This window comes from Vreelandella maris, from assembly GCF_013371085.1.
In the GTDB taxonomy this organism is placed as follows: Bacteria; Pseudomonadota; Gammaproteobacteria; order Pseudomonadales; family Halomonadaceae; genus Vreelandella; species Vreelandella maris.
Window position 1 is genome coordinate 1 of sequence record NZ_JABWCV010000019.1, and the last position, 24,193, is coordinate 24,193.

General features: G+C 56.2%; 23 protein-coding genes. 18 read left to right on the forward strand and 5 right to left on the reverse strand.

Annotated features, from left to right (window positions below):
• Positions 1-306: 306 nt before the first annotated feature.
• Complete coding sequence (tyrS, locus tag HUO07_RS15320) at positions 307-1,506, reverse strand: tyrosine--tRNA ligase (protein WP_176304280.1); 1,200 nt, start codon at positions 1,504-1,506, stop codon at positions 307-309.
• A 117-nt stretch (positions 1,507-1,623) separates the two neighbouring features.
• Between tyrS and HUO07_RS15325 the strand changes: the two genes are divergently transcribed.
• Positions 1,624-2,760 carry an anhydro-N-acetylmuramic acid kinase gene (locus HUO07_RS15325; protein ID WP_176304281.1) on the forward strand — a complete coding sequence of 379 codons (1,137 nt, stop codon included), beginning with the start codon at positions 1,624-1,626 and terminating at the stop codon, positions 2,758-2,760.
• Positions 2,761-2,810: 50 nt separating this feature from the next.
• Here the strand turns inward: HUO07_RS15325 and HUO07_RS15330 are convergent, their stop codons facing one another.
• Positions 2,811-3,971, reverse strand: a complete 1,161-nt coding sequence (locus HUO07_RS15330) for a PilT/PilU family type 4a pilus ATPase (RefSeq protein ID WP_176304282.1) — start codon at positions 3,969-3,971, stop codon at positions 2,811-2,813.
• Between the two features lie 7 nt (positions 3,972-3,978).
• Positions 3,979-5,022: a type IV pilus twitching motility protein PilT gene (locus tag HUO07_RS15335; RefSeq protein WP_176304283.1), complete on the reverse strand. Its 1,044-nt coding sequence runs from the start codon at positions 5,020-5,022 to the stop codon at positions 3,979-3,981.
• Positions 5,023-5,054: 32 nt separating this feature from the next.
• On the opposite strand from HUO07_RS15335, the gene HUO07_RS15340 reads away from it, so the two are divergent.
• The 6 genes from HUO07_RS15340 to HUO07_RS15365 all read left to right on the forward strand — a co-directional run bounded on the left by HUO07_RS15340 (position 5,055) and on the right by HUO07_RS15365 (position 9,670).
• The gene (locus HUO07_RS15340) at positions 5,055-5,771 is read left to right on the forward strand and encodes a YggS family pyridoxal phosphate-dependent enzyme (protein ID WP_176304284.1); all 717 of its coding nucleotides are present in this window, start codon (positions 5,055-5,057) and stop codon (positions 5,769-5,771) included.
• A gap of 54 nt (positions 5,772-5,825) precedes the next feature.
• The gene (gene proC, locus HUO07_RS15345) at positions 5,826-6,650 is read left to right on the forward strand and encodes a pyrroline-5-carboxylate reductase (protein WP_176304285.1); all 825 of its coding nucleotides are present in this window, start codon (positions 5,826-5,828) and stop codon (positions 6,648-6,650) included.
• A gap of 69 nt (positions 6,651-6,719) precedes the next feature.
• Positions 6,720-7,313: a YggT family protein gene (locus tag HUO07_RS15350; protein WP_176304286.1), complete on the forward strand. Its 594-nt coding sequence runs from the start codon at positions 6,720-6,722 to the stop codon at positions 7,311-7,313.
• 66 nt (positions 7,314-7,379) lie between these two features.
• Complete coding sequence (gene metX / locus HUO07_RS15355; RefSeq protein ID WP_176304287.1) at positions 7,380-8,576, forward strand: homoserine O-succinyltransferase MetX; 1,197 nt, start codon at positions 7,380-7,382, stop codon at positions 8,574-8,576.
• Positions 8,576-9,169 carry a methionine biosynthesis protein MetW gene (gene metW, locus HUO07_RS15360; RefSeq protein ID WP_101145727.1) on the forward strand — a complete coding sequence of 198 codons (594 nt, stop codon included), beginning with the start codon at positions 8,576-8,578 and terminating at the stop codon, positions 9,167-9,169. The genes metX and metW overlap by 1 nt, the downstream gene beginning before the upstream one ends.
• Before the next feature lie 51 nt (positions 9,170-9,220).
• Complete coding sequence (locus HUO07_RS15365; RefSeq protein WP_176304288.1) at positions 9,221-9,670, forward strand: DUF4426 domain-containing protein; 450 nt, start codon at positions 9,221-9,223, stop codon at positions 9,668-9,670.
• 25 nt (positions 9,671-9,695) lie between these two features.
• Here HUO07_RS15365 and sfsA read toward each other — a convergent pair whose 3' ends face one another.
• On the reverse strand, positions 9,696-10,424 hold the full coding sequence (gene sfsA, locus HUO07_RS15370; RefSeq protein ID WP_176304289.1) for a DNA/RNA nuclease SfsA: 729 nt from the start codon (positions 10,422-10,424) through the stop codon (positions 9,696-9,698).
• Positions 10,424-11,584 (reverse strand): aminotransferase class I/II-fold pyridoxal phosphate-dependent enzyme, encoded by a 1,161-nt coding sequence (locus HUO07_RS15375; protein ID WP_176304290.1) that lies wholly within the window; start codon positions 11,582-11,584, stop codon positions 10,424-10,426. The genes sfsA and HUO07_RS15375 overlap by 1 nt, the downstream gene beginning before the upstream one ends.
• A gap of 215 nt (positions 11,585-11,799) precedes the next feature.
• On the opposite strand from HUO07_RS15375, the gene dksA reads away from it, so the two are divergent.
• The 11 genes from dksA (at position 11,800) to HUO07_RS15430 (ending at position 24,173) form a co-directional block, all read left to right on the forward strand.
• Complete coding sequence (gene dksA / locus HUO07_RS15380) at positions 11,800-12,237, forward strand: RNA polymerase-binding protein DksA (protein WP_008958813.1); 438 nt, start codon at positions 11,800-11,802, stop codon at positions 12,235-12,237.
• A gap of 99 nt (positions 12,238-12,336) precedes the next feature.
• Complete coding sequence (gene gluQRS, locus HUO07_RS15385; protein WP_176304291.1) at positions 12,337-13,248, forward strand: tRNA glutamyl-Q(34) synthetase GluQRS; 912 nt, start codon at positions 12,337-12,339, stop codon at positions 13,246-13,248.
• Position 13,249: 1 nt separating this feature from the next.
• The gene (locus HUO07_RS15390; protein WP_175540387.1) at positions 13,250-13,426 is read left to right on the forward strand and encodes a hypothetical protein; all 177 of its coding nucleotides are present in this window, start codon (positions 13,250-13,252) and stop codon (positions 13,424-13,426) included.
• 1 nt (position 13,427) lies between these two features.
• The gene (locus tag HUO07_RS15395) at positions 13,428-16,376 is read left to right on the forward strand and encodes an ATP-binding protein (protein ID WP_176304329.1); all 2,949 of its coding nucleotides are present in this window, start codon (positions 13,428-13,430) and stop codon (positions 16,374-16,376) included.
• On the forward strand, positions 16,354-17,742 hold the full coding sequence (locus tag HUO07_RS15400) for a sigma-54-dependent transcriptional regulator (protein WP_176304292.1): 1,389 nt from the start codon (positions 16,354-16,356) through the stop codon (positions 17,740-17,742). The genes HUO07_RS15395 and HUO07_RS15400 overlap by 23 nt, the downstream gene beginning before the upstream one ends.
• Before the next feature lie 874 nt (positions 17,743-18,616).
• The gene (gene pcnB / locus HUO07_RS15405) at positions 18,617-19,999 is read left to right on the forward strand and encodes a polynucleotide adenylyltransferase PcnB (RefSeq protein WP_176304293.1); all 1,383 of its coding nucleotides are present in this window, start codon (positions 18,617-18,619) and stop codon (positions 19,997-19,999) included.
• An 11-nt stretch (positions 20,000-20,010) separates the two neighbouring features.
• A complete protein-coding gene (folK, locus tag HUO07_RS15410) occupies positions 20,011-20,505 on the forward strand; it encodes a 2-amino-4-hydroxy-6-hydroxymethyldihydropteridine diphosphokinase (protein WP_176304294.1) in 495 nt (164 codons plus the stop codon).
• 153 nt (positions 20,506-20,658) lie between these two features.
• On the forward strand, positions 20,659-21,450 hold the full coding sequence (panB, locus tag HUO07_RS15415; protein ID WP_176304295.1) for a 3-methyl-2-oxobutanoate hydroxymethyltransferase: 792 nt from the start codon (positions 20,659-20,661) through the stop codon (positions 21,448-21,450).
• Between the two features lie 56 nt (positions 21,451-21,506).
• Positions 21,507-22,379 (forward strand): pantoate--beta-alanine ligase, encoded by an 873-nt coding sequence (gene panC, locus HUO07_RS15420; RefSeq protein ID WP_176304296.1) that lies wholly within the window; start codon positions 21,507-21,509, stop codon positions 22,377-22,379.
• A gap of 28 nt (positions 22,380-22,407) precedes the next feature.
• A complete protein-coding gene (gene panD, locus HUO07_RS15425) occupies positions 22,408-22,788 on the forward strand; it encodes an aspartate 1-decarboxylase (protein WP_176304297.1) in 381 nt (126 codons plus the stop codon).
• A 206-nt stretch (positions 22,789-22,994) separates the two neighbouring features.
• Positions 22,995-24,173, forward strand: a complete 1,179-nt coding sequence (locus HUO07_RS15430) for an acetyl-CoA C-acetyltransferase (protein WP_176304298.1) — start codon at positions 22,995-22,997, stop codon at positions 24,171-24,173.
• Positions 24,174-24,193: the final 20 nt, after the last annotated feature.

Sequence of the window (24,193 nt, forward strand, 5' to 3'; positions counted from 1 at the left end):
GAATTACCTGATCAAATTGTTAAAGAGCTGTTTCGCTGTCCTGGTTACTGTGAAAGCAACCTGGCGAGCCGTTGACTTGGCTTGCCGCAGCGAGGAAGGCGTATTCTACGCATTTCCTGGTAGTTGTCAACCGCTGTATTTAGCGAGTGAAGCGAGCGATGAAACTTGCGCTAACTTCCTGACAAACCAAGGCTTTTACACCTTATGCACCGCTGGTAACGCTTGGCGTCCCCGGCAGCGGATGCGTACTATACGACCTCACTGACGGGTTGGCAATGGGGTTGTTGAAAAATAAGCACAGAAAGTTCAAATAAGTGTCACACGGGCGTAACGTTTCTTACCCGCCTGAATCACATAGGCGTTACCAGTGGCCAGCATGGCGTCTTGAGCAACGACCTCACCATCCACTTTGACACTGCCGTTTTTCAGCATGTCTTTCGCTTGCGCGCTGTTTTTGGTCAGCCCTGAGCGGTTGAGCACGGCTGCAATCGGCGCCTGCTCGTTGCCCTCGAAGTCGACGTCGACTTCCGGCAGGTCTTCCGGCAACTCACCATCGGCCAGCTGATTACCCGCAGACTTGTGCGCATTGGCCGCTGCTTCATCGCCGTGGTAACGAGCAATCAGCTCCCGCGCCAGCTCCATTTTTATATCCCGCGGGTTCGCGCCCTGCTCAACGCTCTGCTTAAGCGCGTCGATCTCTTCGTTCGATTTCAAAGAGAGCAACTCAAAGTAACGCCACATTAAGCTATCCGGCATGGAGACCAGTTTGTTGAACATCGAACCCGGCGCTTCATCGACACCAATGTAGTTGCCCAAGGACTTCGACATTTTCTGCACGCCGTCTAACCCTTCCAGCAGCGGCATGGTAATAACCACCTGGGGCTCCTGGCCGAAGTGCTTTTGAATCTCACGCCCCATTAGCAGGTTGAACTTCTGGTCGGTGCCGCCCAACTCCACGTCCGCCTCAAGCGCTACCGAGTCGTAGCCTTGTACCAGCGGGTAGAGAAATTCGTGGATTGCAATGGACTGATTGGCTTTATAACGCTTTTCAAAGTCGTCCCGTTCCAGCATACGGGCAACGGTGCTTTGAGCAGCCAGCTCAATCATTTTGGCGGCGGAGAGCTCGCTAAACCACTCGGCGTTAAAACGTACCTCGGTCTTTTCAGGGTCGAGGATTTTAAACACCTGCTCTTTATAGGTTTCGGCGTTGGCTTTCACATCCTCTTCGGTGAGCGGTTTGCGCGTCACGTTCTTACCGGTGGGGTCACCAATACGACCGGTGAAATCGCCGATCAAAAAGATAACCGTGTGCCCCAAGTCCTGGAACTGGCGCATTTTGGTTAATAACACGCTGTGCCCCAGGTGCAAGTCAGGGGCCGTGGGATCAAAACCCGCTTTAATACGCAGTTTGCGGCCTGAAGCCAGCTTCTTTTTTAACTCATCCTCTACCAGGATTTCATGCGTACCGCGCGATAACAGCGCTAAAGCCTGATCCACCTCACTCATTGCCTCTCTCCACTATAAAGAACCGCCCATACCGGGCTCAGGTGATAAATAACCGACGATGTTACCATGCTCGCTCGCCTTGGTTGAGCCTCAGCCCCGCTTTGTACGAGTTCATTTATGAAAACACCTAACGCTTCGCCGCTTTACTATATTGGCCTAATGTCCGGCACTAGTCTGGACGGTATTGATGCGGCACTTATCGCCATCGAAAATGACTCTCCGCCGCGCCTATTGGCCACTCATGCCGAACCCATGCCAGATGACCTGCATCGCCAGCTGCTCACACTGTGCCATGCAGAACAGGTGAGCTTTGCCCAACTCGCAGCAGCGGAGCACGCGTTTTGCCAATGCCAAGCCCGCGCCGTACAACGCCTATTAGCCCCCCTTTCAGTGGGCGTAGAACAGATCAGCGCCATCGGTAGCCACGGCCAAACCATTGAGCACGCCCCCACAGGCCACAACGGCGGCCCGGCGTATACGCTTCAGTTGGATAATCCAAGCCTGCTGGCAGAACTCACCGGCTGCACAGTAGTGGCCGACTTCCGTCGTCGCGACCTTGCTGCAGGCGGCCAGGCCGCCCCGCTGGCACCAGCGTTTCATCAGGCCCTGTTTGGGCGAGCGGACGCGCATCAGTTGGTGCTTAATTTAGGCGGCTTTGCCAATCTCACTTGGCTTTCTAGCCAGCCGACCGATCCAGTGATTGGTTTTGATACCGGGCCTGCGAATGTGTTGCTGGATGGCTGGTTTGCCTTGCACCAAGGCGGACGTTTTGACCAGAACGGCGATTGGGCCGCGAGCGGAGAAGTGGATCAGGCGCTGTTAGCTCGATTGTTATCCGAACCGTTTTTCCAGCAGCCACCGCCAAGAAGTACGGGACGAGAGCTATTCCATATGGATTGGCTACAAAAATACCTTAGCGGCCAGGAAGCCGCCGATGTGCAGGCAACGCTGGCCGAACTCACCGCCGTCAGTGTCGCCCAGGGGATTGACCAACTGCGGATCAACGACGGCCCGCTCACGCTGATCACCGCTGGCGGCGGCGCTCACAACGGCTACTTAATGCAGCGCCTTGCTCATCACCTGCCTGGCGCCACGCTGACTTCGCCAGCGGCTTACGGCTGGCCTGAAGACTGGATAGAAGCCGGCGCCTTTGCCTGGCTGGCTCACCAGCGATTGAATCATCTGCCTGGCAACTTGCCTTCGGTCACCGGTGCGCAGGGCCTAAGAGTGCTGGGCGGTATTTATGCTGCATAGCTTTTGCTGAATTGCTTATGCTGCATAGCTTTTTGCTGCGTTGCTAACGCTTAGTAATCATCGCCATCGCGCAGGCTTAAATGACTCGGCACCTGTTCATCTAGCGAGAGGTTACGTCCCTTGGCGTCACTAACGTTGAGCAGCATGCGCAGGTCGTTAGCCGAGTCGGCGTGTGCCATAGCCACCTCTCTGCTGATATGCCCCGCTTGATGCAGATCATGCAGCGCCTGATCGAAGGTCTGCATGCCGGCATCGTGAGACTTGGCCATCGCTGCTTTAATCTCGGCGACCTCCCCTTTACGGATCAAGTCGGCAATGCGCGGCGACTGCAGCATGATCTCAATAGCCGCACAGCGTCCACCCGCAAGCGTGGGCAGCAGTTGCTGGGCGATGACCGCACGCAGATTCAGCGACAAATCCATCCATATCTGCTCATGACGCTCATGAGGAAAGAAGTGAATGATACGCTCTAGCGCCTGATTGGCGTTATTGGCATGTAGCGTTGCCAAGCAGAGATGGCCGGTTTCAGCAAAGGTCAGCGCGTGTTCCATGGTTTCCCGGGTGCGGATTTCACCAATCAGAATCACATCCGGCGCCTGGCGCAGGGTATTTTTGAGCGCCACCTCAAATGATTCGGTATCGATCCCCACCTCACGCTGATTGACGATAGCGCGCTTGTGCGGGTGCAGGTACTCAATGGGGTCTTCGATGCTGATGATATGGCCGCCAACGGTTTCGTTGCGCTGCTGAATCATCGCCGCCAGTGTCGTCGACTTCCCCGTTCCGGTACCGCCCACCACTAGCACCAGCCCGCGCTTGGCCTGGGCCAATGCGGCCAATTGCGTGGGCACCCCCAGCGTTTCCAGCTTAGGGATGTCTATAGCAATACTGCGCACCACCATGGCCATTTGATTGCGCTGCTGAAACGCACTAACCCGAAAACGCCCTTTGCCCTCGCGACTCAGCGCAAAGTTAGCCTCATGCTCGCTGGCAAACCGCTCACGCAACCCTTCCGGCAAGGCATGGGTAACCAGTTCATTGACCTGATGAGCGGTTAAGCGCTGCTGACCCAACGGCACCAGCCCATCCGACATTTTCAGGCTGGGCGGCGCGCCCACTGAAATCAGCAGGTCAGAGGCGTTTTGCTCGACCATGATATCAAGCAGTTGATGCAACCATTGCGTGGGCGAAAGCTGGTCATCTTGGCTCATCGGCTGCTTACTCCTCCTTTAGCGCCAGCGTTCCCTTGGCACTCAACTGCGCCTCTTCCAAGCTGACCACGCCTTCTTTGACTAGACGCGAGAGCGCTGCGTCCAGCGTCTGCATGCCCAGGCTGCCACCGGTTTGAATGGACGAATACATCTGCGCCACCTTGTCTTCACGAATCAAGTTGCGTACTGCCGAAGTGGCGATGAGGATTTCATGCGCCGCCACACGTCCGCCTCCCTGACGTTTAAGCAGTGATTGCGACACCACCGCCTGGAGCGATTCGGACAGCATTGAACGCACCATGGCTTTCTCTTCGCCGGGAAAGACATCAATGATGCGGTCAACGGTTTTAGCGGCCGACGTGGTGTGTAGCGTGCCCAGTACCAAGTGCCCCGTCTCGGCGGCGGTCAGTGCCAGGCGGATAGTTTCAAGATCACGCAGCTCACCGACTAGAATGACATCCGGGTCTTCACGCAGCGCGCTACGCAGCGCATCGGCAAAGCTATGGGTATCGCGGTGCACTTCGCGCTGATTGATCAAACAACGCTTGCTGGCATGCACAAACTCCACGGGGTCTTCGATGGTCAGAATATGCTCGTAACGATGATCGTTTATATAATCGATCATCGCAGCCAGGGTGGTGCTTTTGCCCGAGCCCGTTGGCCCCGTCACCAGTACCAAGCCCCGCGGCAACATCGCCAAACGCTCAAATACTTCACCTAGCCCCAGGGTTTGCATGGAGAGTACTTGGTTGGGAATGGTGCGAAAGACCGCTCCCGCCCCGCGCGCTTGGGTAAAAACGTTGACGCGAAAACGCGCCACGCCTGGCAGCTCAAAGGAAAAATCAATTTCCAGGTGCTCTTCGTAGTCGCGTCGCTGGCGATCATTCATGATGTCGTAGATGAGTTTACGTACATCATTATTATCAATGGCGGGCACATTGAGCCGACGAATATCGCCATCAACACGTATCATGGGCGGCAAACCGGCCGAAAGGTGCAAGTCAGAGGCATTCTGCTTTGCCGAGAATGCTAGCAGTTCGGTAATATCCATCTCTCTTCCCAGCTGCGGTAAGGTGCTTGAGTATGACAGACATCGCGCTTAACGAGTCACTTGACTATTCATACGGTCAGGCACGTGAACGCCTGCGTAAAGCGCTAGAGAATGCAGGGCGCACTCAGGATGACGCCAAACTACTGGCAGTCAGCAAAACCAAACCAGCGGCAATGATTCGCCAAGTTTGGCAGTTAGGCCAGCGTGAATTTGGTGAAAACTATTTGCAAGAAGCGCTAGGGAAGCAGGCTGAGCTTGCTGATCTTGACGACATTGTATGGCATTTCATTGGGCCGCTGCAGTCCAACAAGACCCGCGCGGTCGCCGAGCACTTTGATTGGGTGCACAGCGTTGATCGTCTAAAAATTGCCAAGCGCCTCAGCGAACAGCGGCCCACGCACCTTGCACCGCTGAATATCTGCCTGCAGGTTAATATCAGCCGCGAAGAGAGCAAAGCCGGTGTGCTGCCGGAAGAACTAGAGGAGTTGGCCAAAGAAGTCGCCACACTGCCCAACCTGCACTTGCGCGGCTTAATGGCGATTCCCGCCCCGGCGCAAGGCGTAGATGCTCAGCGCCAGCCATTGGCAGCGCTGCGCGAGGCGTTAGCCTCCCTACAGAGCAGCTTGCCGAATGCCCCCCTTGATACACTTTCAATGGGCATGAGCGACGATTTAGAAGCGGCGGTACTGGAAGGTGCCACGCTGGTAAGGTTAGGCACCGCGATTTTCGGCGCCCGCCAATCGGCCTAGGCGTTCAGTCGCCTACCTTTACACTGAACATATTTTTACTTAAGGACACCTGGTATGGCGAATAAAATTACCTTCATTGGGGCTGGCAATATGGCCAGCGCCATTATCGGCGGCCTCATCGACAGCGGCGTCGCGCCTTCTACTATTACCGCCACCGCGCCGAATGACAGTGAACTGGCATCGATTAAACAACGCTTGGGCATCAATACCGACACCGACAACAATGCGGCGGTGGCTGAGGCCGATGTGGTGGTACTGGCGGTGAAGCCACAAATCATGCGCACCGTATGCGAAGCGCTGCGTGACAGCGTTCAGCGCCAGCGGCCATTGGTTATCTCGATTGCTGCTGGCCTGGATGCCAGCACTATTGACCAGTGGCTAGGTGGCAATAACGCTATGGTTCGCTGCATGCCCAATACGCCTTCGCTGGTTGGCTACGGCGCCAGCGGCCTCTACGCCAATGCGAAAGTAAGCGATGAGCAGCGCGATGTGGCCACCCAGCTAATGGAAGCGGTCGGCATTGTCGAATGGGTGGAAGAGGAAGCCCTGTTAGATGCGGTGACCGCCGTTTCCGGCAGTGCTCCGGCCTATTTCTTTCTGATGTTTGAAGCCATGGAAGAAGCCGCAGTTAAACTCGGCCTGCCTGCCGCCACCGCGCGTCGCCTCGCTATTCAAACCGCACTGGGTGCCGCTACGATGGCGCAACAGAGTGATAAAGACCCGGCCACGCTGAAACAGAATGTAATGTCGCCGGGCGGCACCACTGAACGTGCCATTCAACACATGGAAGAGGCACAATTGCGCACCACGATTGCCGACGCTATGCAGGCATGTTCCGATCGCGCCCAGGCAATGGCTAAGGAACTGAGCGGAGAGTGACATAACAGTACTGAAATAACGGTTCAGTAACGCCAACGCTTCGCAACGAATCATCAAGGAGACATAATAATGGGCAATGAATTGGGCAGTGCAGGGTTAATGCTGGTAAATACCCTCATCAATATTTACCTTTTTTTACTGATGCTGCGCTTTCTGCTGCAAGCGTCGCGGGCGGATTACTACAACCCGTTAAGCCAGTCGGTAGTCAAAATCACCCAGCCGGTAGTAGGTCTGTTTCAGGGCTTTTTAGGTCCCGTTGCTGGTCGTTTTGATCTCGCCACGTTGGCGGCAGGCTTTGTCTTGAAAGTCGTCAGCATTGTCGCCATTTTCATGGTCATAGGCGTTGGCATGCCGCCGATTCCTGGCCTGCTGATCGCGGGCGTGGCGGCCTTGGCGAATGCGATTTTAAAAATCTACTTCTTCGCCATGATTGTCATGATCATCTTGAGCTGGGTAGCGCCTAACGCCAGCCATCCAGGTGCGCTGCTGGTAATGCAACTGGTAGAGCCGATTATGGCCCCGGTGCGCAAAGTGGTTCCATCGCTGGGCATGATCGATCTTTCGCCTATCGTGGTGTTTATTGCCATTAACCTGATTGATGGTTTGGTGGTCGGCTCAATGATTCGTGCGGCGGGCATTTCCGGCGCGCTGGTTGGGTTGTGATGGCAGCCAGTGCCTATTTAGCAAGATTCATTCAGTCGCAAACCTTCAGCAGGACTAGCGCCTTCAATGCCTGATTCAGACACTCTTGCCTTTGCAGACCGGCCGACGACATCCGTCGGCCTCGTCACTCCACACGTAGCACGCTTCGACACGCCCCTCGCACTTGCGTGTGGCAAAGTACTGCCTGCCTATGAGCTGATTTACGAAACTTACGGCACGCTGAACGCTGAGCGAAGCAACGCCGTGCTGATTTGCCACGCACTTTCCGGCCACCACCACGCGGCGGGCTACCATAGCGAGGACGATCGCAAGCCCGGCTGGTGGGATGCCCATATTGGCCCCGGTAAAGCGATCGATACCAACCGCTTTTTTGTGGTCTCGCTGAATAACCTCGGTGGCTGCCACGGCAGCACCGGGCCGGTCAGCCACAATCCCGAGACCGGTCGCCAGTGGGGGCCGGAATTCCCCATGGTGACAGTGAGCGATTGGGTAGCCAGCCAAGCGCGGCTTGCCGATCAACTGGGCATTGAGCGCTGGGCTGCAGCCGTCGGTGGCAGCCTTGGCGGCATGCAAGTCATGCAGTGGGCTATGACCTATCCGGAGCGGGTCGCCAACGCGGTGGTGATTGCCGCAACGCCCAGGCTCTCAGCACAGAATATCGCCTTTAACGAAGTGGCTCGTCAGGCAATTCGCTCAGATCCAGAGTTTTTTGACGGCTGGTACGCTGAGCACGACACCGTACCTAAACGGGGACTGAAACTAGCGCGCATGGTGGGGCATATCACCTACCTGTCAGAAGACGCCATGGGCAGCAAGTTTGGCCGCGACCTGCGCAGCGACGACCTTAATTTTGGCTTCGATGTGGAGTTTCAAGTGGAGTCCTATCTGCGTTATCAGGGCGACACATTTTCCACCGCCTTCGATGCCAATACCTACCTGCTGATGACCAAGGCACTGGACTACTTTGACCCAGCGGCCACTCAGGGCGGCGACCTTGCCCAGGCGCTGGCGCCAGCCCAGTGTCCATTTTTAATTGTTAGCTTTACCACCGACTGGCGCTTTCCACCCTCACGCTCGCGAGAGCTGGTCGATGCCCTCACCCGTGCAGGCAAGTCGGTGAGCTACGCAAACATTGAGTCGCCCCACGGGCACGATGCTTTCTTACTCTCAGAGCCACGCTACGACGCTATCGTCAGCGCCTTTATGAACCGCGCAGCCCGCGAGCTCAATCTACCTGAAACGGGCCCAGAGGAGACGCCATGATGCGCGCCGATCTTGAACTGATTTATGACTGGGTGCCTAAAGGGGCGCACGTGCTCGATCTTGCCTGCGGCGATGGGGAGCTGCTGGAGTCCCTGGCACGCAATAAAGGCGTGACAGGCTATGGCCTGGAGATCGACCATGACGGTATTAATGCCTGCGTGGAACGTGGTGTGAGTGTGATTGAGCATAACCTGGACGACGGCTTAAGCAGCTTTTGCGACAACAGCTATGATCAAGTGATCATGACCCAGGCACTACAGGCGCTGCGCCGCCCCGATAAGATGCTGGATGAAATGCTACGGGTCGCCGAAGAGGGCATTATCACCTTCCCCAACTTCGCCTACTGGCGCCACCGTGTTCATTTAGGTCTGCGCGGCTATATGCCGGTCTCCAAGTCGCTGCCTCACGCCTGGTACGACACGCCCAACATTCATCTCTCGACCTTCAACGACTTTGAACATCTGTGCCGCGAGAAGGGTTTAATGATTGTTGATCGCGCCGTGGGCGTGGGAGATCATCAAGGCCACTGGAAATCGCGGCTATGGCCCAATCTATTTGGTGAAATTGCCATTTTCCGCGTTCGCCGGCGTTAGACGTCAACGTTGCCCCACGCTTATGACGATCCGATCAATGGAGATACGCCCATGTTACGCCGCTTAATGATTAGCGCTGCCCTTATCGGCACGCTCTTCACCACTGCGACGGCTTATGCCGAACAGTTCAGCCAAATTGGCGACTATGAGATTCACTATAGCGCAGTGAACAGCAGTTTTTTGACCCCCGAAGTGGCCCAGGCCAATAATATCCAGCGCAGCGTTAGCCGGGGCTTGGTCAATGTAAGTGTTCGCGAGCGGCAGGAGGATGGCAGCACCCGCCCTGTTAATGCCAGCGTTCAGGGTCACGTGAGCGGCTTGACGGGCACCCAGGAGTCGCTGAGCTTTCGTACCGTGCATGATGGGGATGCCACCTATCATCTAGCGCCGTTTACCATGCGCGAAGATGAAAGCATGCGCTTCGAGTTAAGCGTGCGCTACGACCGCAACGCCGCTCCTGAACCGGTGAACTTTATTCAGCGTTTTTATATTGATCGTTAAGCACTATCTACAGCCAGATAGGCAGCTACAACCGTACAGGCAAATGACGGGCTAACCGTACACCCGTAGGGGTTCCCTGCTCTCGCTCCACGTCAATGCCATAGGCCAGCACTTCCACACCGCTGGCCGCGGCCTCCGCCAGAGCCGCTGCGTACGTCGCATCAATATGCGCAGCGGCGGCGACGTCAGCAATGCCTTCATGGGCAACACAAAATAGCAATACCGCCCGTTCACCCTGCTCCGCCAGTAAACGCAGCGAATGCAAATGCTTGGTGCCGCGCACGCTTACCGAGTCCGGAAAGTAGCCGTGGCCATCCTCCTCTTTCAGGGTGACCTGCTTCACCTCAATATACGCCCGCCCCCGTTCTGGATCCTCTAGCATAAAATCGAGGCGGGCACCGGCTACTTTCACTTCCCGGCGCAAGGTGGCATAGCCTGCTAACGGCGCCAAAGCCCCCGCCTCCAGCGCCGCTTCAACAATGCGATTGGCCCGGCCGGTATGCACCGAGGCGAGCGCCACCTGCCCATCAGCTTGCGGGAGTTCGATAAACTCCCAGGTCCAGGCCAACTTACGCTTAGGGTTATCGCTAGGTGACAGCCACACTCGGCATCCTGGCACGTTCACTGCTTTCATCGAACCGGTATTGGGGCAGTGAGCGACCACCTCACGGCCATCATCTAACAGGATATCGGCAAGAAATCGTTTATAGCGCTTGAGCAGTATGCCCGGTACAAGCGCTGGATAGCCCAGCATCACAGCCTGCCCACAAAGCGGGCAATCCGCGCCACCGCCTCTTCCAGGCGGGCCACATCATTGGTGAAGGCAATGCGCACATGGTGTTCGCCGCCACGCACGGCAAAATCAATACCCGGGGTAATCGCCACGTTCTCTTCCAGCAGCAGGCGTTCACAGAAAGATTGGCTATCGCGGCTGTAGCGGGAGATATCCAGCCATAAATAGAACGCCCCTTGGGGAGGTAGATCCGGCGCCAGCCCTAAGCTAGCCAAGCCCCTCAATAGCACCTGACGGCGCTCTTTCAGAGTTTCACGGCGCTGTTCGAGAATCCCGCGGCATTCCGGTGTAAATGCTGCCAGCGCGGCATGCTGAGAAGGCGTTGGCGCGGCAAGGAACATATTCTGCGCCAGTCGGGTTAATGGCTCTACCGCATGCTCGGGCGCCACCAACCAGCCCAGGCGCCAACCGGTCATGCCGAAATATTTTGAGAAGCTATTCACCACAAAAGCACTGTCTGAGAGCGAAGTCGCCGAGAGCGGCGCATCGTCGTAGTTAAGGCCCTGATAAATCTCATCGACGATGACCTCGCCTTCGCGCTCGGCGACGGCCGCCAGAACTGCCGAAAGCTGTGGCGCGCTCAACGTATGGCCGGTGGGGTTAGAGGGCGATGCCAGCATCGCCAGGCTCGTCTTCTCACGCCAATGCTGCGCCACCAAGGCGGCATCCAATTGCCAGCCACTATCACGCCCCACGGATACCGCATAGATTTCAGCGCCAGCTAACGCCATAAAGTGACGGTTGCAGGGATAGTTAGGGTCGGCCATCAGCACCCGCGAGCCCGTTTCAACTAATAGCTGGCTCGCCAGCAGCAATGCGCCTGACGCACCGGGTGTTACCAAAATACGCGCTGGATCTACCGTGGCATTAAAGTGCTCAGCGTAGTGCCCGGCAATTGCTTCACGCAGTGCGGGTATCCCTGCCGCGGGGGTATAACGAGTATGACCACTGGCCAGCGCCTGCTGCCCGGCGGCTATAATCGGCTCTGGGGTAGCAAAATCCGGCTCACCGACTTCTAAATGAATCACATCGTGGCCGGCGGCTTCCCGCGCCTGGGCCATTTCCAGCAAATGCATGACCCGAAAAGGGGCAACGTGATCGACACGTGAATTCCAGGCCATAACGGCTCCTTCATGTAATCATTTTTGAAACTGAACAAATATTGAAAAGCTAACTAAAACATGGTGCTAGTCATATTCAAGGTCAAACAATCGCAGAAAGCTCACCATTATGCTTGCAAACCAGCCATTTTTCAGCTAAACAAGCATCCCTTTGGCGTGAGATCGTGACATACGCTCATGGTCGATCAGTAGTCACATATGTAAGGGGCAGTCCCATGCCAGTAGCAGAAAAGAAAACGGAAGCGTCCAAGTCCTTCACTCCGTATGAGCCAGCGCCGGGTGAAGAGTATATGAACGAGCAGCAGCTAGCGCACTTCCGTCAGCTGCTGCTGGATTGGAAACAGGATCTCATGGAAGAGGTGGATCGTACCGTACGCCACCTGCAGGAAGATGCGAATAATTACGCCGACCCCGCCGACCGCGCTACCCAGGAAGAGGGCTTTAGTCTGGAACTGCGTACCCGGGATCGCGAGCGTAAGCTGCTCAAGAAAATTAATGAGACGTTGGATAACATCGATGATGACGATTACGGTTTCTGCGAAGCCTGCGGCGTGGAAATCGGTATCCGTCGTTTAGAAGCTCGTCCCACCGCTACGCTCTGCGTGGATTGCAAAACCTTGGCAGAACTGAAAGAAAAACAGCTTGGCGGCTGAGCGCTAAAAGAACGTTCTATTCGAACGCGGGCACCTTAGGGTGCCCGTTTTTGTTAATGACTTTTTTGCATGACGAAAGCTTCCTACAACGACGCTACTATGAATAATTCTGCTCGCTATCGTGGCCGCTTTGCGCCTACGCCCTCTGGCCCGCTGCACTTTGGCTCACTGGTTGCCGCCCTAGGCAGCTATCTAGATGCCCGCGCGGCCGATGGGCAGTGGCTGGTGCGTATTGAAGATATTGACCCACCCCGCTGCCCTGAAGGTGCAGCGAGCACCATTTTGCGCCAGCTGGAAACCTTTGGTCTGGAGTGGGACGCGGAGGTCATGTGGCAGCACACCCGTGGCGATGTGTATCAACACGCTTTAGATCGGCTGATACAGCTAGATCTTGCCTACCCTTGCAGTTGTTCGCGTAAGCAGTGGCAGGCGTTTGATATCTACCCTGGCTGGTGCCGTAATGGCGTTTGCGATGTGAATAAACCGGTGGCCTGGCGGCTGCGCAGCGACCTTGGCGAGCGCCCTATCCGCTGGCAAGACCGGCTGTTCGGCGAACAGCAGTTTGACCCCGCTGAACTGGGCGATGTGGTATTAAAGCGCAAAGATGGCCTATGGGCGTATCAGCTTGCCGTCGTAGTGGATGACGCCGAGCAGCAGATTACCGATGTGGTACGCGGGCTCGATTTGCTCGATAACACCCCTTGGCAGCGCCAACTACAGAACGCGCTTCAACTGCCGCAGCCGCGCTACCTACACTTACCGCTCATCGTCACTGCTGAAGGACAAAAGCTCTCAAAGCAAAACCTGGCCCCGCCCCTGGCAGAAGACGAGCAGGAAGTGCGCCAGCAGCTCTTTCAAGCGTTGGAAGCACTTGATCAAACGCCACCCCAGGAACTTGCCTCAGAGCCCCCGGCGACTCAGTTACACTGGGCGGTAGCGAACTGGTCATTGGCACGGCTACGGCCTACGGCACACCGCTTAACTCCCTCTTTACGTTCAGCAGGAGATTGATATGTATGTCTATCGCATCATGCTGTTTTTGGTGTTTGGCGGCTACCTGCTCTCGCCACTGCTGATGAATGGCTGGAGCGACCCTGAGTCTGCCTGGTACCGGCCATTTGCGATATGGGGCGGCTTGATTGCCCTCACCCTCTGGCTGGAGCAGAAGAGGAAGCTTGATGAACGTTGAGATGCCCGTTGAGATAGTCGGCGTCTTATTGCTTGGGCTGGGCTATCTGGCGCTGCTGTTTGGCTGCGGTTTTGCGGTAGAGCGTGGCTGGGTGCCAGTGCATATTACTCGCCACCCGGTTGTTTACACCCTTGCTCTGGGCGTTTATGCCAGCGCCTGGGCAATCTATGGCAGCGTGGAGATGGCTGCCAACGCGGGGTTTGGCTACCTTGCCTACTACCTGGGCGCGGCGGGTGCTTTTTTGCTGGCGCCCGTACTGCTGGTGCCGATCCAGCGCATCACCCGTACCTATCAATTAACATCGCTGGCAGACCTGTTTGCCTTTCGCTTTCGCTCGCGGTGGGCGGGCACGCTGGTCACTCTTGTTAGTCTACTGGCGGTGCTGCCGCTACTGGGTATTCAAGTAAAAACCCTGAGCGAAGCCGTCAATATCATTACCGCTAGCCAAGCGGGCAGCAGCGTGGCCCTACTTTTTTGCGCGGTTATTGCTGCCTTTGCGGTCATTTTCGGTGCGCGCCGTAGCCAGTCTCATGGGCGCCACGACACGCTGCTTAGCGCCATTGCGTTTGAATCTATCGTCAAGCTGCTGACCATGCTAGGACTCGGAGCGGTGGCACTATGGGTGGTATTTGACGGCCCTGGTGATCTTCAGCTGTGGTTGGAAGGCCCCGGCGCAGCGCTGCAACAGCAAACCCCTAAGTTTGACCCCGCCCAATGGCGCACCCTTCTGCTACTGTTCTTCGCCGCTGCGTTTATGATGCCGCACCTGTTTCATATCAGCTTTGCGGAAAGCCTGTCGCGGCATACTTTGCTACAAGCGAGTTGGGCGCTGCCGCTTTTTTTACTGCTAATGGCGCTGCCCGTGCCAGTGATCTGGTGGGCCGCTCAGTCAGTTAATCCTGACATACCCATCGCTGCCTATGCCGCTTACCTGATGACCGAACACTGGTGGGTGGGCGCGCTGGCATTTATCGGCGGACTAGCCGCTGCCAGTGGCACCATGATTATGATTGCGCTGGCGCTCTCCGGCATGGTGTTGAATCACATTGTACTGGTAGCAAGACCGCCTGAAGCACGTAGTGACCTCTATGGTTGGCTACTATGGTTACGCCGAGGCTTGGTCGTTGCTGTGATTATCGGTGGCTGGCTGTTTTACCAAGGGGTGGGCCGTCACCACAGCTTAATCGGCCTGGGGTTAGCGGCCTTTGTAGGTATGGCCCAGTGTCTGCCCGGTATGCTGGCGCTGCTCTATTGGCCGGGCGCTAACCGTAAAGGCATGATTGTGGGCTTGAGCGCAGGCGTTAGCGTATGGCTGTGGGGGCTATGGCTCCCCCTTATGCTCTCACTCCCAGCCCCGGCGCTCCCCTTTACACCACTCACTGCCGCCGATGCACCACTGTGGTACAACGTCACGCTGCTGTCGTTAGCCGTCAACATCTTGCTCTTGATTGTGATCTCACTGTTTACGCGCATCTCTGAAGGGGAGCAATCCGCCGCGGAGGCGTGCTCGGTCGATGCGGTGATTCGCTCCAAACGCTTCCCCTTAGAAGCCGCGACAGCCAGTGATTTTTCCACCCACTTAGCCCAGGCACTTGGCGATGAAGCCGCCAGCCGTGAAGTCGCCCGCGCCTTGAAAGCGCTCAACTTAACGCCCCAAGAGCGCCGCCCCTACGCGCTGCGCCGCTTACGTGACCGTATTCAGGCCAATCTTTCTGGGTTGATGGGGCCTTCTGTGGCGCGGGATATCGTTGACCGTTATCTGCCCTACCGTCACGACGACACTCCAGAAACCGACGACATTCACTTTGTCGAGAGCCGCTTGGAAGCTTACCGCTCACGGCTAACAGGGTTAGCCCGTGAACTCGACGGCTTGCGCCGCCACCACCGCCAGACGCTGGCCTATTTACCGGTGGGGCTGTGCGTACTGGGCGATGATGATGAGCTGCTGATGTGGAATCAGGCGCTCTCGCAGCTTTCAGGTATTAGCGGTGAAAGCGTGATCGGCTCACGCCGTGACAGCCTACCCGCCCCGTGGCCAAGTTTGCTGGGCAGCGTGCTAGATGCCACGTCAACGCCACTCTACAAACAGGCTGTCACGTTACACGGCAAGGACTACTTTCTGACCCTGCACAAAGCCATTCTCAGCGGCCATGATAGCCGTGGTGGCAGCGTCATTTTGATTGAAGACCATACCGAGATGAAGTGGCTGGAAGATGAGCTGGTGCATGCGGCGCGGCTCGCCTCGATTGGTCAATTAGCCGCTGGGGTCGCCCATGAAATCGGCAACCCAATTACCGGTATCTCATCACTGGCGCAGAACCTTCGCTACGACACCAATGATCCAGCCCTGCTGGAGACTGCCGATCAGATTCAGCAGCTGACCCAGCGGGTGACCAAAATCGTCAACTCGTTGGTCGGTTTTGCCCACGGCGGGCGTCAATCGGTGCCGCTCCCTACCTCGCCGGTCGCGCTCGCATCGATCAGCGACGATGCGTTGCACTTGATCCACCTCGCCCGCTCGGGAGAGGATGTTATTTTAACCAATGATACGCCCGACGACTTGGTGGTTCGCGGCGATGCTCAGCGATTAACCCAGGTCATGGTCAATCTACTCAGCAACGCCCGGGATGCCTGTGGCCAAGGCGGGCAAGTGCACATTGACGCCGGGTGCGATGACCAGCTCGCCTGGTGGCGGATTACGGACAACGGCCAGGGGATTGATCCTCGGGTGCGCGACCACTTATTTGAGCCCTTTACTACCACTAAGCCAGCTGGCGAAGGCACCGGCCTGGGTCTTTCGTTGGCTTATCAAATTATCAATGAGCATCAGGGTAAAATAGACGTGGCCTCGCCACCGCCCGGACAGCCTCGCGGCACTGCCATTACGTTATGGCTGCCGCTTTACCAACAGGATAATCAGCCAGCTCATGCCAAGGATTCTGATTGTTGAAGATGAAGCGATTATTCGCAGCGCGCTAAAGCGACTACTGGAACGCAACGACTATACGGTCAGCGAAGCAGGCAGTGCTGAGGAGGCCTGCCAGCTTGAACTCACAGGGTTTGATCTCATAATCAGCGACTTGCGCTTGCCGGGCGAGCCAGGCACTTCCTTGATTGCTGTTGCGGCGCCCGTGCCAGTACTGATCATGACCAGCTACGCCAGCATGCGCTCTGCAGTGGAGGCGCTCAAACTGGGCGCCGTGGACTACGTTGCTAAGCCGTTTGACCATGCCGAGCTGCTGGAAACTGTTGAGCGGATCCTGCATAAGCAGTCAAACCAGCAGAGTCCGCCGCCGGATATCACTGACGCAGGTGGTGGACGTCAAACCATGATCGGCAACTGCGTTGCCATGCAGCAGGTTTACACCCGCATTCGTAAAACCGCACCAGCAGATGTCACCGTCTTGATCCTAGGCGAGTCGGGCACCGGCAAAGAGCTCGTGGCACGTGCTATTCACCAACAAAGCAAGCGGGCCAAAGCGCCGCTCATCAGCGTGAACTGTGCGGCAATCCCCGAAACGCTGATTGAATCCGAGCTTTTCGGGCACGAAAAAGGCGCCTTTACCGGCGCCAGCGCGGCGCGCACCGGCCTGGTGGAAGCTGCCGATGGCGGCACACTGTTCCTTGATGAGATTGGCGAGCTACCGCTAGATGCTCAGGCGCGTCTGTTACGCGTGCTGCAAGAGGGTGAAATCCGTAAAATTGGCTCGGTAGAAACCCGCCACGTTAACGTCCGCTTGATTGCCGCTACCCACAGGGACCTGCGTGCACTGTCAAAAACCGGCGAGTTCCGCCTCGACCTTTACTACCGCTTGAACGTGATGCAAATCGAGCTGCCGCCGCTACGCGAGCGTGAAGATGACGTGCTGGAGATCGCCGATATTCTGCTCGATAAGGCGTGTAAGCGTCACGAACGCACAGGGCTGCGCCTATCCCGTGCAGCCCGCCAAGACCTGCGTGATTACCCATGGCCGGGCAATGTACGTGAGCTGGAGAACGCCTTGGAACGTGGGGTGATTCTTGCGGAAGGACACTTGATACACCCGGATGACTTGGGCCTGGCGCCCATTACGGCTCGCCCTCATGCGCCATCCACTAACGCCTCGGCTACCGGTGGCAGCCCAGACAAAATCACTGAAGAGAATGAAGATGACCTCTCCTTAGAGGATTATTTTCAGCATTTTGTGCTCGAACATCAGGATCAAATGAGTGAAACCGAGCTGGCCCAAAAACTTGGTATCAGCCGGAAAAACCTTTGGGAACGGCGCCAGCGGCTTGGTATACCGCGTAAAAAAACCGCTCGTCGCCCAGGCTAAAGGCTTAGGTAACGGCTTCAAACACCCACCTAAGACTATCGTCTAATGCACTGATTTAAATAAGAAATCATCTATTCGCGGCGACGCCGGTACTGTTACCTTCCCACACAACAATATGCACAAACGACCGCAAAAGGGGTAACACTTATCGAGCTGCAAAGTTTCTCTTTATTATAAAAAAACGCCAACCTTTTGAAATTTATAATTTATCCATTAGATGGCACACCGCCTGCAGTATTACTAGGTAAGAAAAACAAACTGGGCATAGCGGTAGGTCACCAACAAAAACAACACGACCTCGCCCTAACCTGAGCCAAAACAAAAACAACAGGGCTAGGTAGAGATAAAGGTACTAACAAGAATAATAGGCTTGAATCTCATTACTTGCTGGCGCAAGCAACACAGGCGCTGACAACAACAATAATGTAGTAAGTAGCCCGAAAGGACGCGACGTACACAACAATTTGCATCCTAACAACAACAAAAGCAGTCAGTGTGTACACCCCGGCGCCAATAATAATTCCCCGGGGGAGAATAGTTCGCGGTTGGATTATTGTTTTGAATACGAGGCGGTCGGAACTATCGTGATCCTTACGCCTACCGACTGCGGTGCGTATTCAGGGCGATGTGCCATCATGAAGAAAAACAGCAGCATGGACGCTGATTAATTGCTTAATAGGGGAGGCTCTCTTAGCCTCCCTTTTCCGTGTCTGAGTCTTGAGTTTACACACGTTAGCGTCAAGTGCTTTGCAAGCCACTCTTTGCAAGCCATCAAGGGTCGGCTACACTCAGCCACTAATTGTTTATGTTCAGTACTCGCTTGAAGTACTTACTAATGGCTATCTTTTCGTACCCTGCGAGTTGAAATTATCGCATGTTTAAAGGATTTACCCGTTTACTACACAGCCCGGGGGAGCAATTGAAAACCTTGCTCGATCCCCAAGAGAGCACCACCACCGTCCTCTCTCCACGTAATATCCCACGCTCCGAGCACCCTGTTTCTCGCCAGCATATTAGTGATGCCGCGTTAAAAGTGCTCTACCGCCTTAGCGGCGCAGGGTTCGATGCCTATTTGGTGGGCGGCTGCATTCGTGACGCGCTGCTGGGCAAGATGCCCAAGGATTTCGACGTTGCGACAAATGCCACTCCCGAGCAGGTTCGCGATTTATTTCGCAACTCGCGTCTGATCGGTCGCCGTTTTCGGATTGTCCACGTGCGCTTTGGCCGTGAGGTTATTGAGGTCACCACCTTTCGTGGCAAACCCCAAGACGAGCATGGCGATCATATTGCCCACCAGTCCGATGAAGGGCTACTGCTGCGCGACAACGTATGGGGCAACATCGAAGAGGATGCGCTGCGGCGCGACTTCACCGTTAACGCGCTCTACTACAATATCGCTGACTTCAGCATTACCGATTTTGCCAATGGTGCCCGGGATATCGAAACCCGCACCCTGCGCTTGATTGGCGACCCGGCGACGCGTTACCGCGAAGACCCGGTACGGATGCTACGCGCGGTGCGCTTTGCGGCTAAGCTCGATTTCACGCTAGACCCCGCCACCGAAGCGCCAATGTACGATCAGGCGCCGCTGCTGCTGCAAATTCCCCCGGCGCGGCTATTCGATGAAGTGCTCAAGCTGTTTATGTCGGGTCATGGCTTAGTCACGTTTCGTCTACTCAGCCACTACGGTCTGTTTGGGATGCTGTTCCCCGAAGCCGAAGAAGCCATGGCTGATGCCGCCTGGGCTGAAGAATTGATTGAGCAAGCGCTGACCAACACCGATAAGCGCATTGCCGAAGAGCGCCCCGTCACCCCGGCCTTCCTGCTGGCAGCATTCTTGTGGGCACCGGTCAAACAGCGCCAGGAAGTGCTAGAGCAAGAGGGCATGCCGCCGATACCCGCGCTTCAAGCAGCCGCTCAACAGGTGGTGTCCCGCCAGTTAGAGTTCACGTCGATACCTAAGCGCTTTGGCATTCCCATGCGGGAAATCTGGGAGTTACAGCAGCGACTGCCCCAGCGACGCGGTAAAAAAGCCTTTCAAACCCGTGAGCACCCACGCTTCCGAGCGGGCTACGACCTGCTCCTGTTGCGCGAACAGGCGGGTGAAATTCCGCGCGGTTTAGGAGACTGGTGGACCGCGTTTCAGCGTGGTGATGAACACGAACAGCGTCGCTTGCTGCAAAAAGTCGGCGGCGACCCGGCTAGCCAAGGTGATGGTCGGCGCAAACGGCGGCGTAAGCCGCGGGCAACAGAGTAGCGAGACTGCGCGTGAGTACCTCTCCTCAACTCGCCTATGTTGGCCTCGGCAGCAATCTTGAGTCGCCCGTAGAGCAGCTTCGCGAGGCGCTTAAAGAGCTGGCCACGCTGCCACTCAGCCGTTTGTTGGCGGCGTCATCACTGTATGCCAGCCGCCCCGTGGGGCCACAAGACCAGCCGGACTTTATCAATGCCGTGGCAGCGCTGGAAACATGCCTTTCTCCATTGGCCTTGCTCGACCAGCTGCAGGCGCTGGAACAACAGCATCGCCGCCGTCGCCAGCGCCACTGGGGGCCCCGCACGCTTGATCTTGACCTGCTGCTCTACGCCAACAACGCTATCGACGTGCCACGCTTACAAGTCCCCCACCCGCAAATGACCGCCCGAGCCTTTGTACTGCTACCGCTCGCAGAGATCGCGCCCTCACTCAACCTCTTCCAACAGCCGCTATCAGCATGGCTTAAACGCGTTGAAGACCAAGGTTTGGAACGACTCCCCGACGCCTAGCGTGCACTCAATGCTACCATCTGACACATATCTCGACACCGACACCCCATTCAGGTAACAATTGCCGGTTACGCCACTTCGCGCATGCAGGGATGCAGCGTCAATAATGGCCGCTGCCTATGTCGCAGTGGCCTTGTATAAAGAGAGCACTCCATGAAAACCGTCACTCTAAGCACGCTGCAGGCCTACAAGCAGGCTGGCGAGACGTTCAGTTGCCTGACCGCTTACGATGCTTCCTTTGCCCACGCGGCAAGCCAAGCAGGCATTGATGTACTGCTGGTCGGTGATTCGCTAGGCATGGTATTACAAGGCCATAACAGCACCTTACCTGTCACTATTGAGGACATCGTTTACCACACTCGCTGTGCAGCGCGCGGTAAAGGCCACAGCCTGTTGATGGTTGATTTGCCGTTTATGAGCAACGCCACTACTGAGCGTCTGCTGGAAGATGCAGCCGCCGTCATGCGTGCGGGTGCGGAATTGGTCAAACTGGAAGGCGAAGCCTGGATGGCCGATGGAATTCGTGAACTGACTCGCCGCGGCGTACCGGTCTGCGCCCACCTTGGCTTAACCCCACAAACCGTGCACCAGCTAGGCGGTTACAAAGTGCAGGGCCGCGATGCCGCTCACGCTGAGCGGATCATTAATGATGCCAAAGTCCTCGTTGAGGCAGGCGCCTCGGTGATTCTGCTTGAGTGCGTTCCCGCGAGTCTGGGCAAAGCGGTAACCGAAGCGCTGGATGTTCCAGTCATCGGTATTGGTGCAGGGCCCGATGCCGACGGTCAGATCCTGGTGATGCACGATGTACTCGGTGTTACCCATGGCCGCACACCGCGCTTCGTGAAAAACTTTATGGTTGACGCTGACAGTATTCAAACAGCCTTCCAGCATTACCACGAAGCGGTCAAATCGCGCACGTTCCCGGCCCCAGAGCACTGTTTTTAAATACCGTTTTTGAAGACCGTTTTTAAAAATCGCTTTTAGAAGAAGACACCTCGATTATGCGCACTTTGCGAGACATTGATCAGCTACGCAGTACGCTGCAGGAATACCGTCTGCACGGCCAGCGTATTGCCCTGGTGCCCACGATGGGCAACCTGCATGCGGGGCATTTAGCGCTGGTGGCCTGCGCGCGCCAGCACGCCGATATCGTGGTCTCAAGCCTGTTTGTCAACCCGATGCAGTTCGGCCCAGGGGAAGATTTAGACGGCTATCCGCGTACCTTTAACGCCGACCAGGCGCAGTTGGTTGAGGCTGGCTGTGACGTGCTGTTTGCACCTGCGGTGAGCTCACTTTATCCAAACGGCTTGGATGCTCAAACCCGTGTTCATGTACCCGTCGTCGGCGAGGGGTTGTGCGGTGGCTCGCGTCCTGGCCACTTCGACGGGGTTTCTACCGTCGTCAGCATGCTGTTCAACCTCGTCCAGCCAGACATTGCCTGCTTCGGCGAAAAGGATTACCAACAGCTTGCTGTCATTCGCAAGCTGGTGCGGGATCTGCACATGCCCATCGAGATTATCGGTGTGCCGATCGTGCGTGCCGAGGATGGTCTCGCACTGTCCTCACGCAATGGCTATTTAAGTAGAGAGGAGCGTGCGAAAGCGCCCGCGCTATATCACACGCTGTGCACGCTACGCGATAGCCTTGAACACGGCGCGGCTATCGAAACAGCCCTTAAACAAGGCAAAACCACGCTCTATGAAGCGGGCTTTACGCCGGACTATCTGGAACTACGTGAGACCACGCTCGCGCCAGTAAGTCCCACCACTCGCCAAGCGATACTGCTGGCCGCCGCCAAGCTAGGCCCAGCGCGATTGATCGACAACGTGACGGTACAACTCCCAGGCAGCACTACCAGCTCTGCCAGCCAATAAACTAACAACCGGTCATAGAGGAACTCCCATGCATACCATTATGCTCAAAGCCAAACTGCACATGGCACGCGTTACTCATGCAGTGCTCAATTATGAAGGCTCCTGTGCCATCGATGGCGATCTGCTGGATATGGCGGGCATTCGCGAAAACGAGCAGATTCAGATTTATAACGTCGAAAATGGCGAGCGTTTTACCACATATGCTATCCGCGGTGAGGAAGGCTCTCGGCTGATCTCGATCAATGGCGCCGCTGCTCACCTCGCCGCCCCTGGTCATCGCATTATTATCTGCAGCTACGCCCACTACTCAGAAACCGAACTGGAAAAACACCAGCCCGCGCTGGTGTATCTCCAGGAAGGTAACCACGTCAGCCACACCAGTAATATTATTCCGGTGCAGTTAGCGTAGAGGAAGAACACTTCACACTTTTCTAAAACGGGCCATTCTGTGGCCCGTTTTAATTTGCTTATAAAAGCGTATTGCCGCAATGCACACCCTTCCCCTATGCTGAAGAGACGGCTGACAGAGCACGTCTAAAAGAGTACGGCTGACAGAGTACGCCAACCGGGCATCTGGAATCAGACTGCCTGCATTTAACTCCAGGAGTCAATCTTATGAAAGAAGTAGTCATTGTTGCGGCGCGCCGCACCGCTGTTGGTGCCTTTGGTGGTTCACTGGCTGGCATCCCGGCAAGTGACCTTGGCGCTTTAGTCATTAAAGATATCCTCTCATCAACCGGCGTAGCCCCCGACCAAGTTGATGAAGTACTGCTAGGCCAGGTGTTGACCGCAGGCGTCGGACAAAATCCAGCTCGCCAAGCATCGATCAAAGGCGGCCTACCGGCCTCGGTCCCCGCCATGACCATCAACAAAGTATGTGGCTCGGGTCTGAAAGCGATTCACCTCGCCACGCAGGCAATTCGCTGCGGCGATGCCGACCTGATTCTGGCTGGCGGCCAGGAAAATATGTCAGCGTCTCCCCACGTCCTACCCAATTCCCGCAATGGCCAGCGTATGGGCGATTGGAAAGCCATCGATACCATGGTGCATGACGGCCTGTGGGACGCGTTCAACGACTACCACATGGGCATTACCGCTGAGAACTTAGCCGAGAAGTACGGTATTACCCGCGAAGAGATGGATAAATTTGCTGCTCAATCTCAGCAGAACGCTGCGAACGCTATTAAAGAGGGCAAATTCAAAAGCCAAATCGTGCCGGTAGAGATTCCTCAGCGTAAAGGCGACCCAATCGTCTTTGATACCGACGAAAACCCGCGCGAAGTCACCGTCGAAAAACTGGCGAGCATGAAGCCAGCATTTAAAAAAGATGGCACCGTTACTGCAGGTAACGCCTCCTCTTTAAATGATGGTGCGGCCGTGGTGATGATTTGTTCCGCTGAGAAAGCCAAAGAGCTTGGCCTGGAGCCGCTAGCGCGTATTGCCGCTTACGCCAACGCCGCTGTTGACCCGGCTATTATGGGGATCGGTCCTGCACCCGCTACCCGCCGCTGCCTAGAAAAAGCGGGCTGGAGCTTGGATGATCTCGATTTAGCAGAAGCCAACGAGGCGTTCGCCGCTCAAGCATTATCCGTCAATAAAGAGCTTGGCTGGGATGTCAGCAAGGTGAACGTTAATGGCGGCGCCATCGCCCTGGGTCACCCAATCGGTGCTTCAGGCTGTCGCGTGCTGGTATCACTGCTGCACGAAATGATCGCCCGTGATGCTAAGAAAGGTCTCGCGACGCTGTGTATCGGCGGTGGTCAGGGTGTAGCGCTGGCCATTGAGCGCCCTTAAATGACTCGCTGGTAATCGCT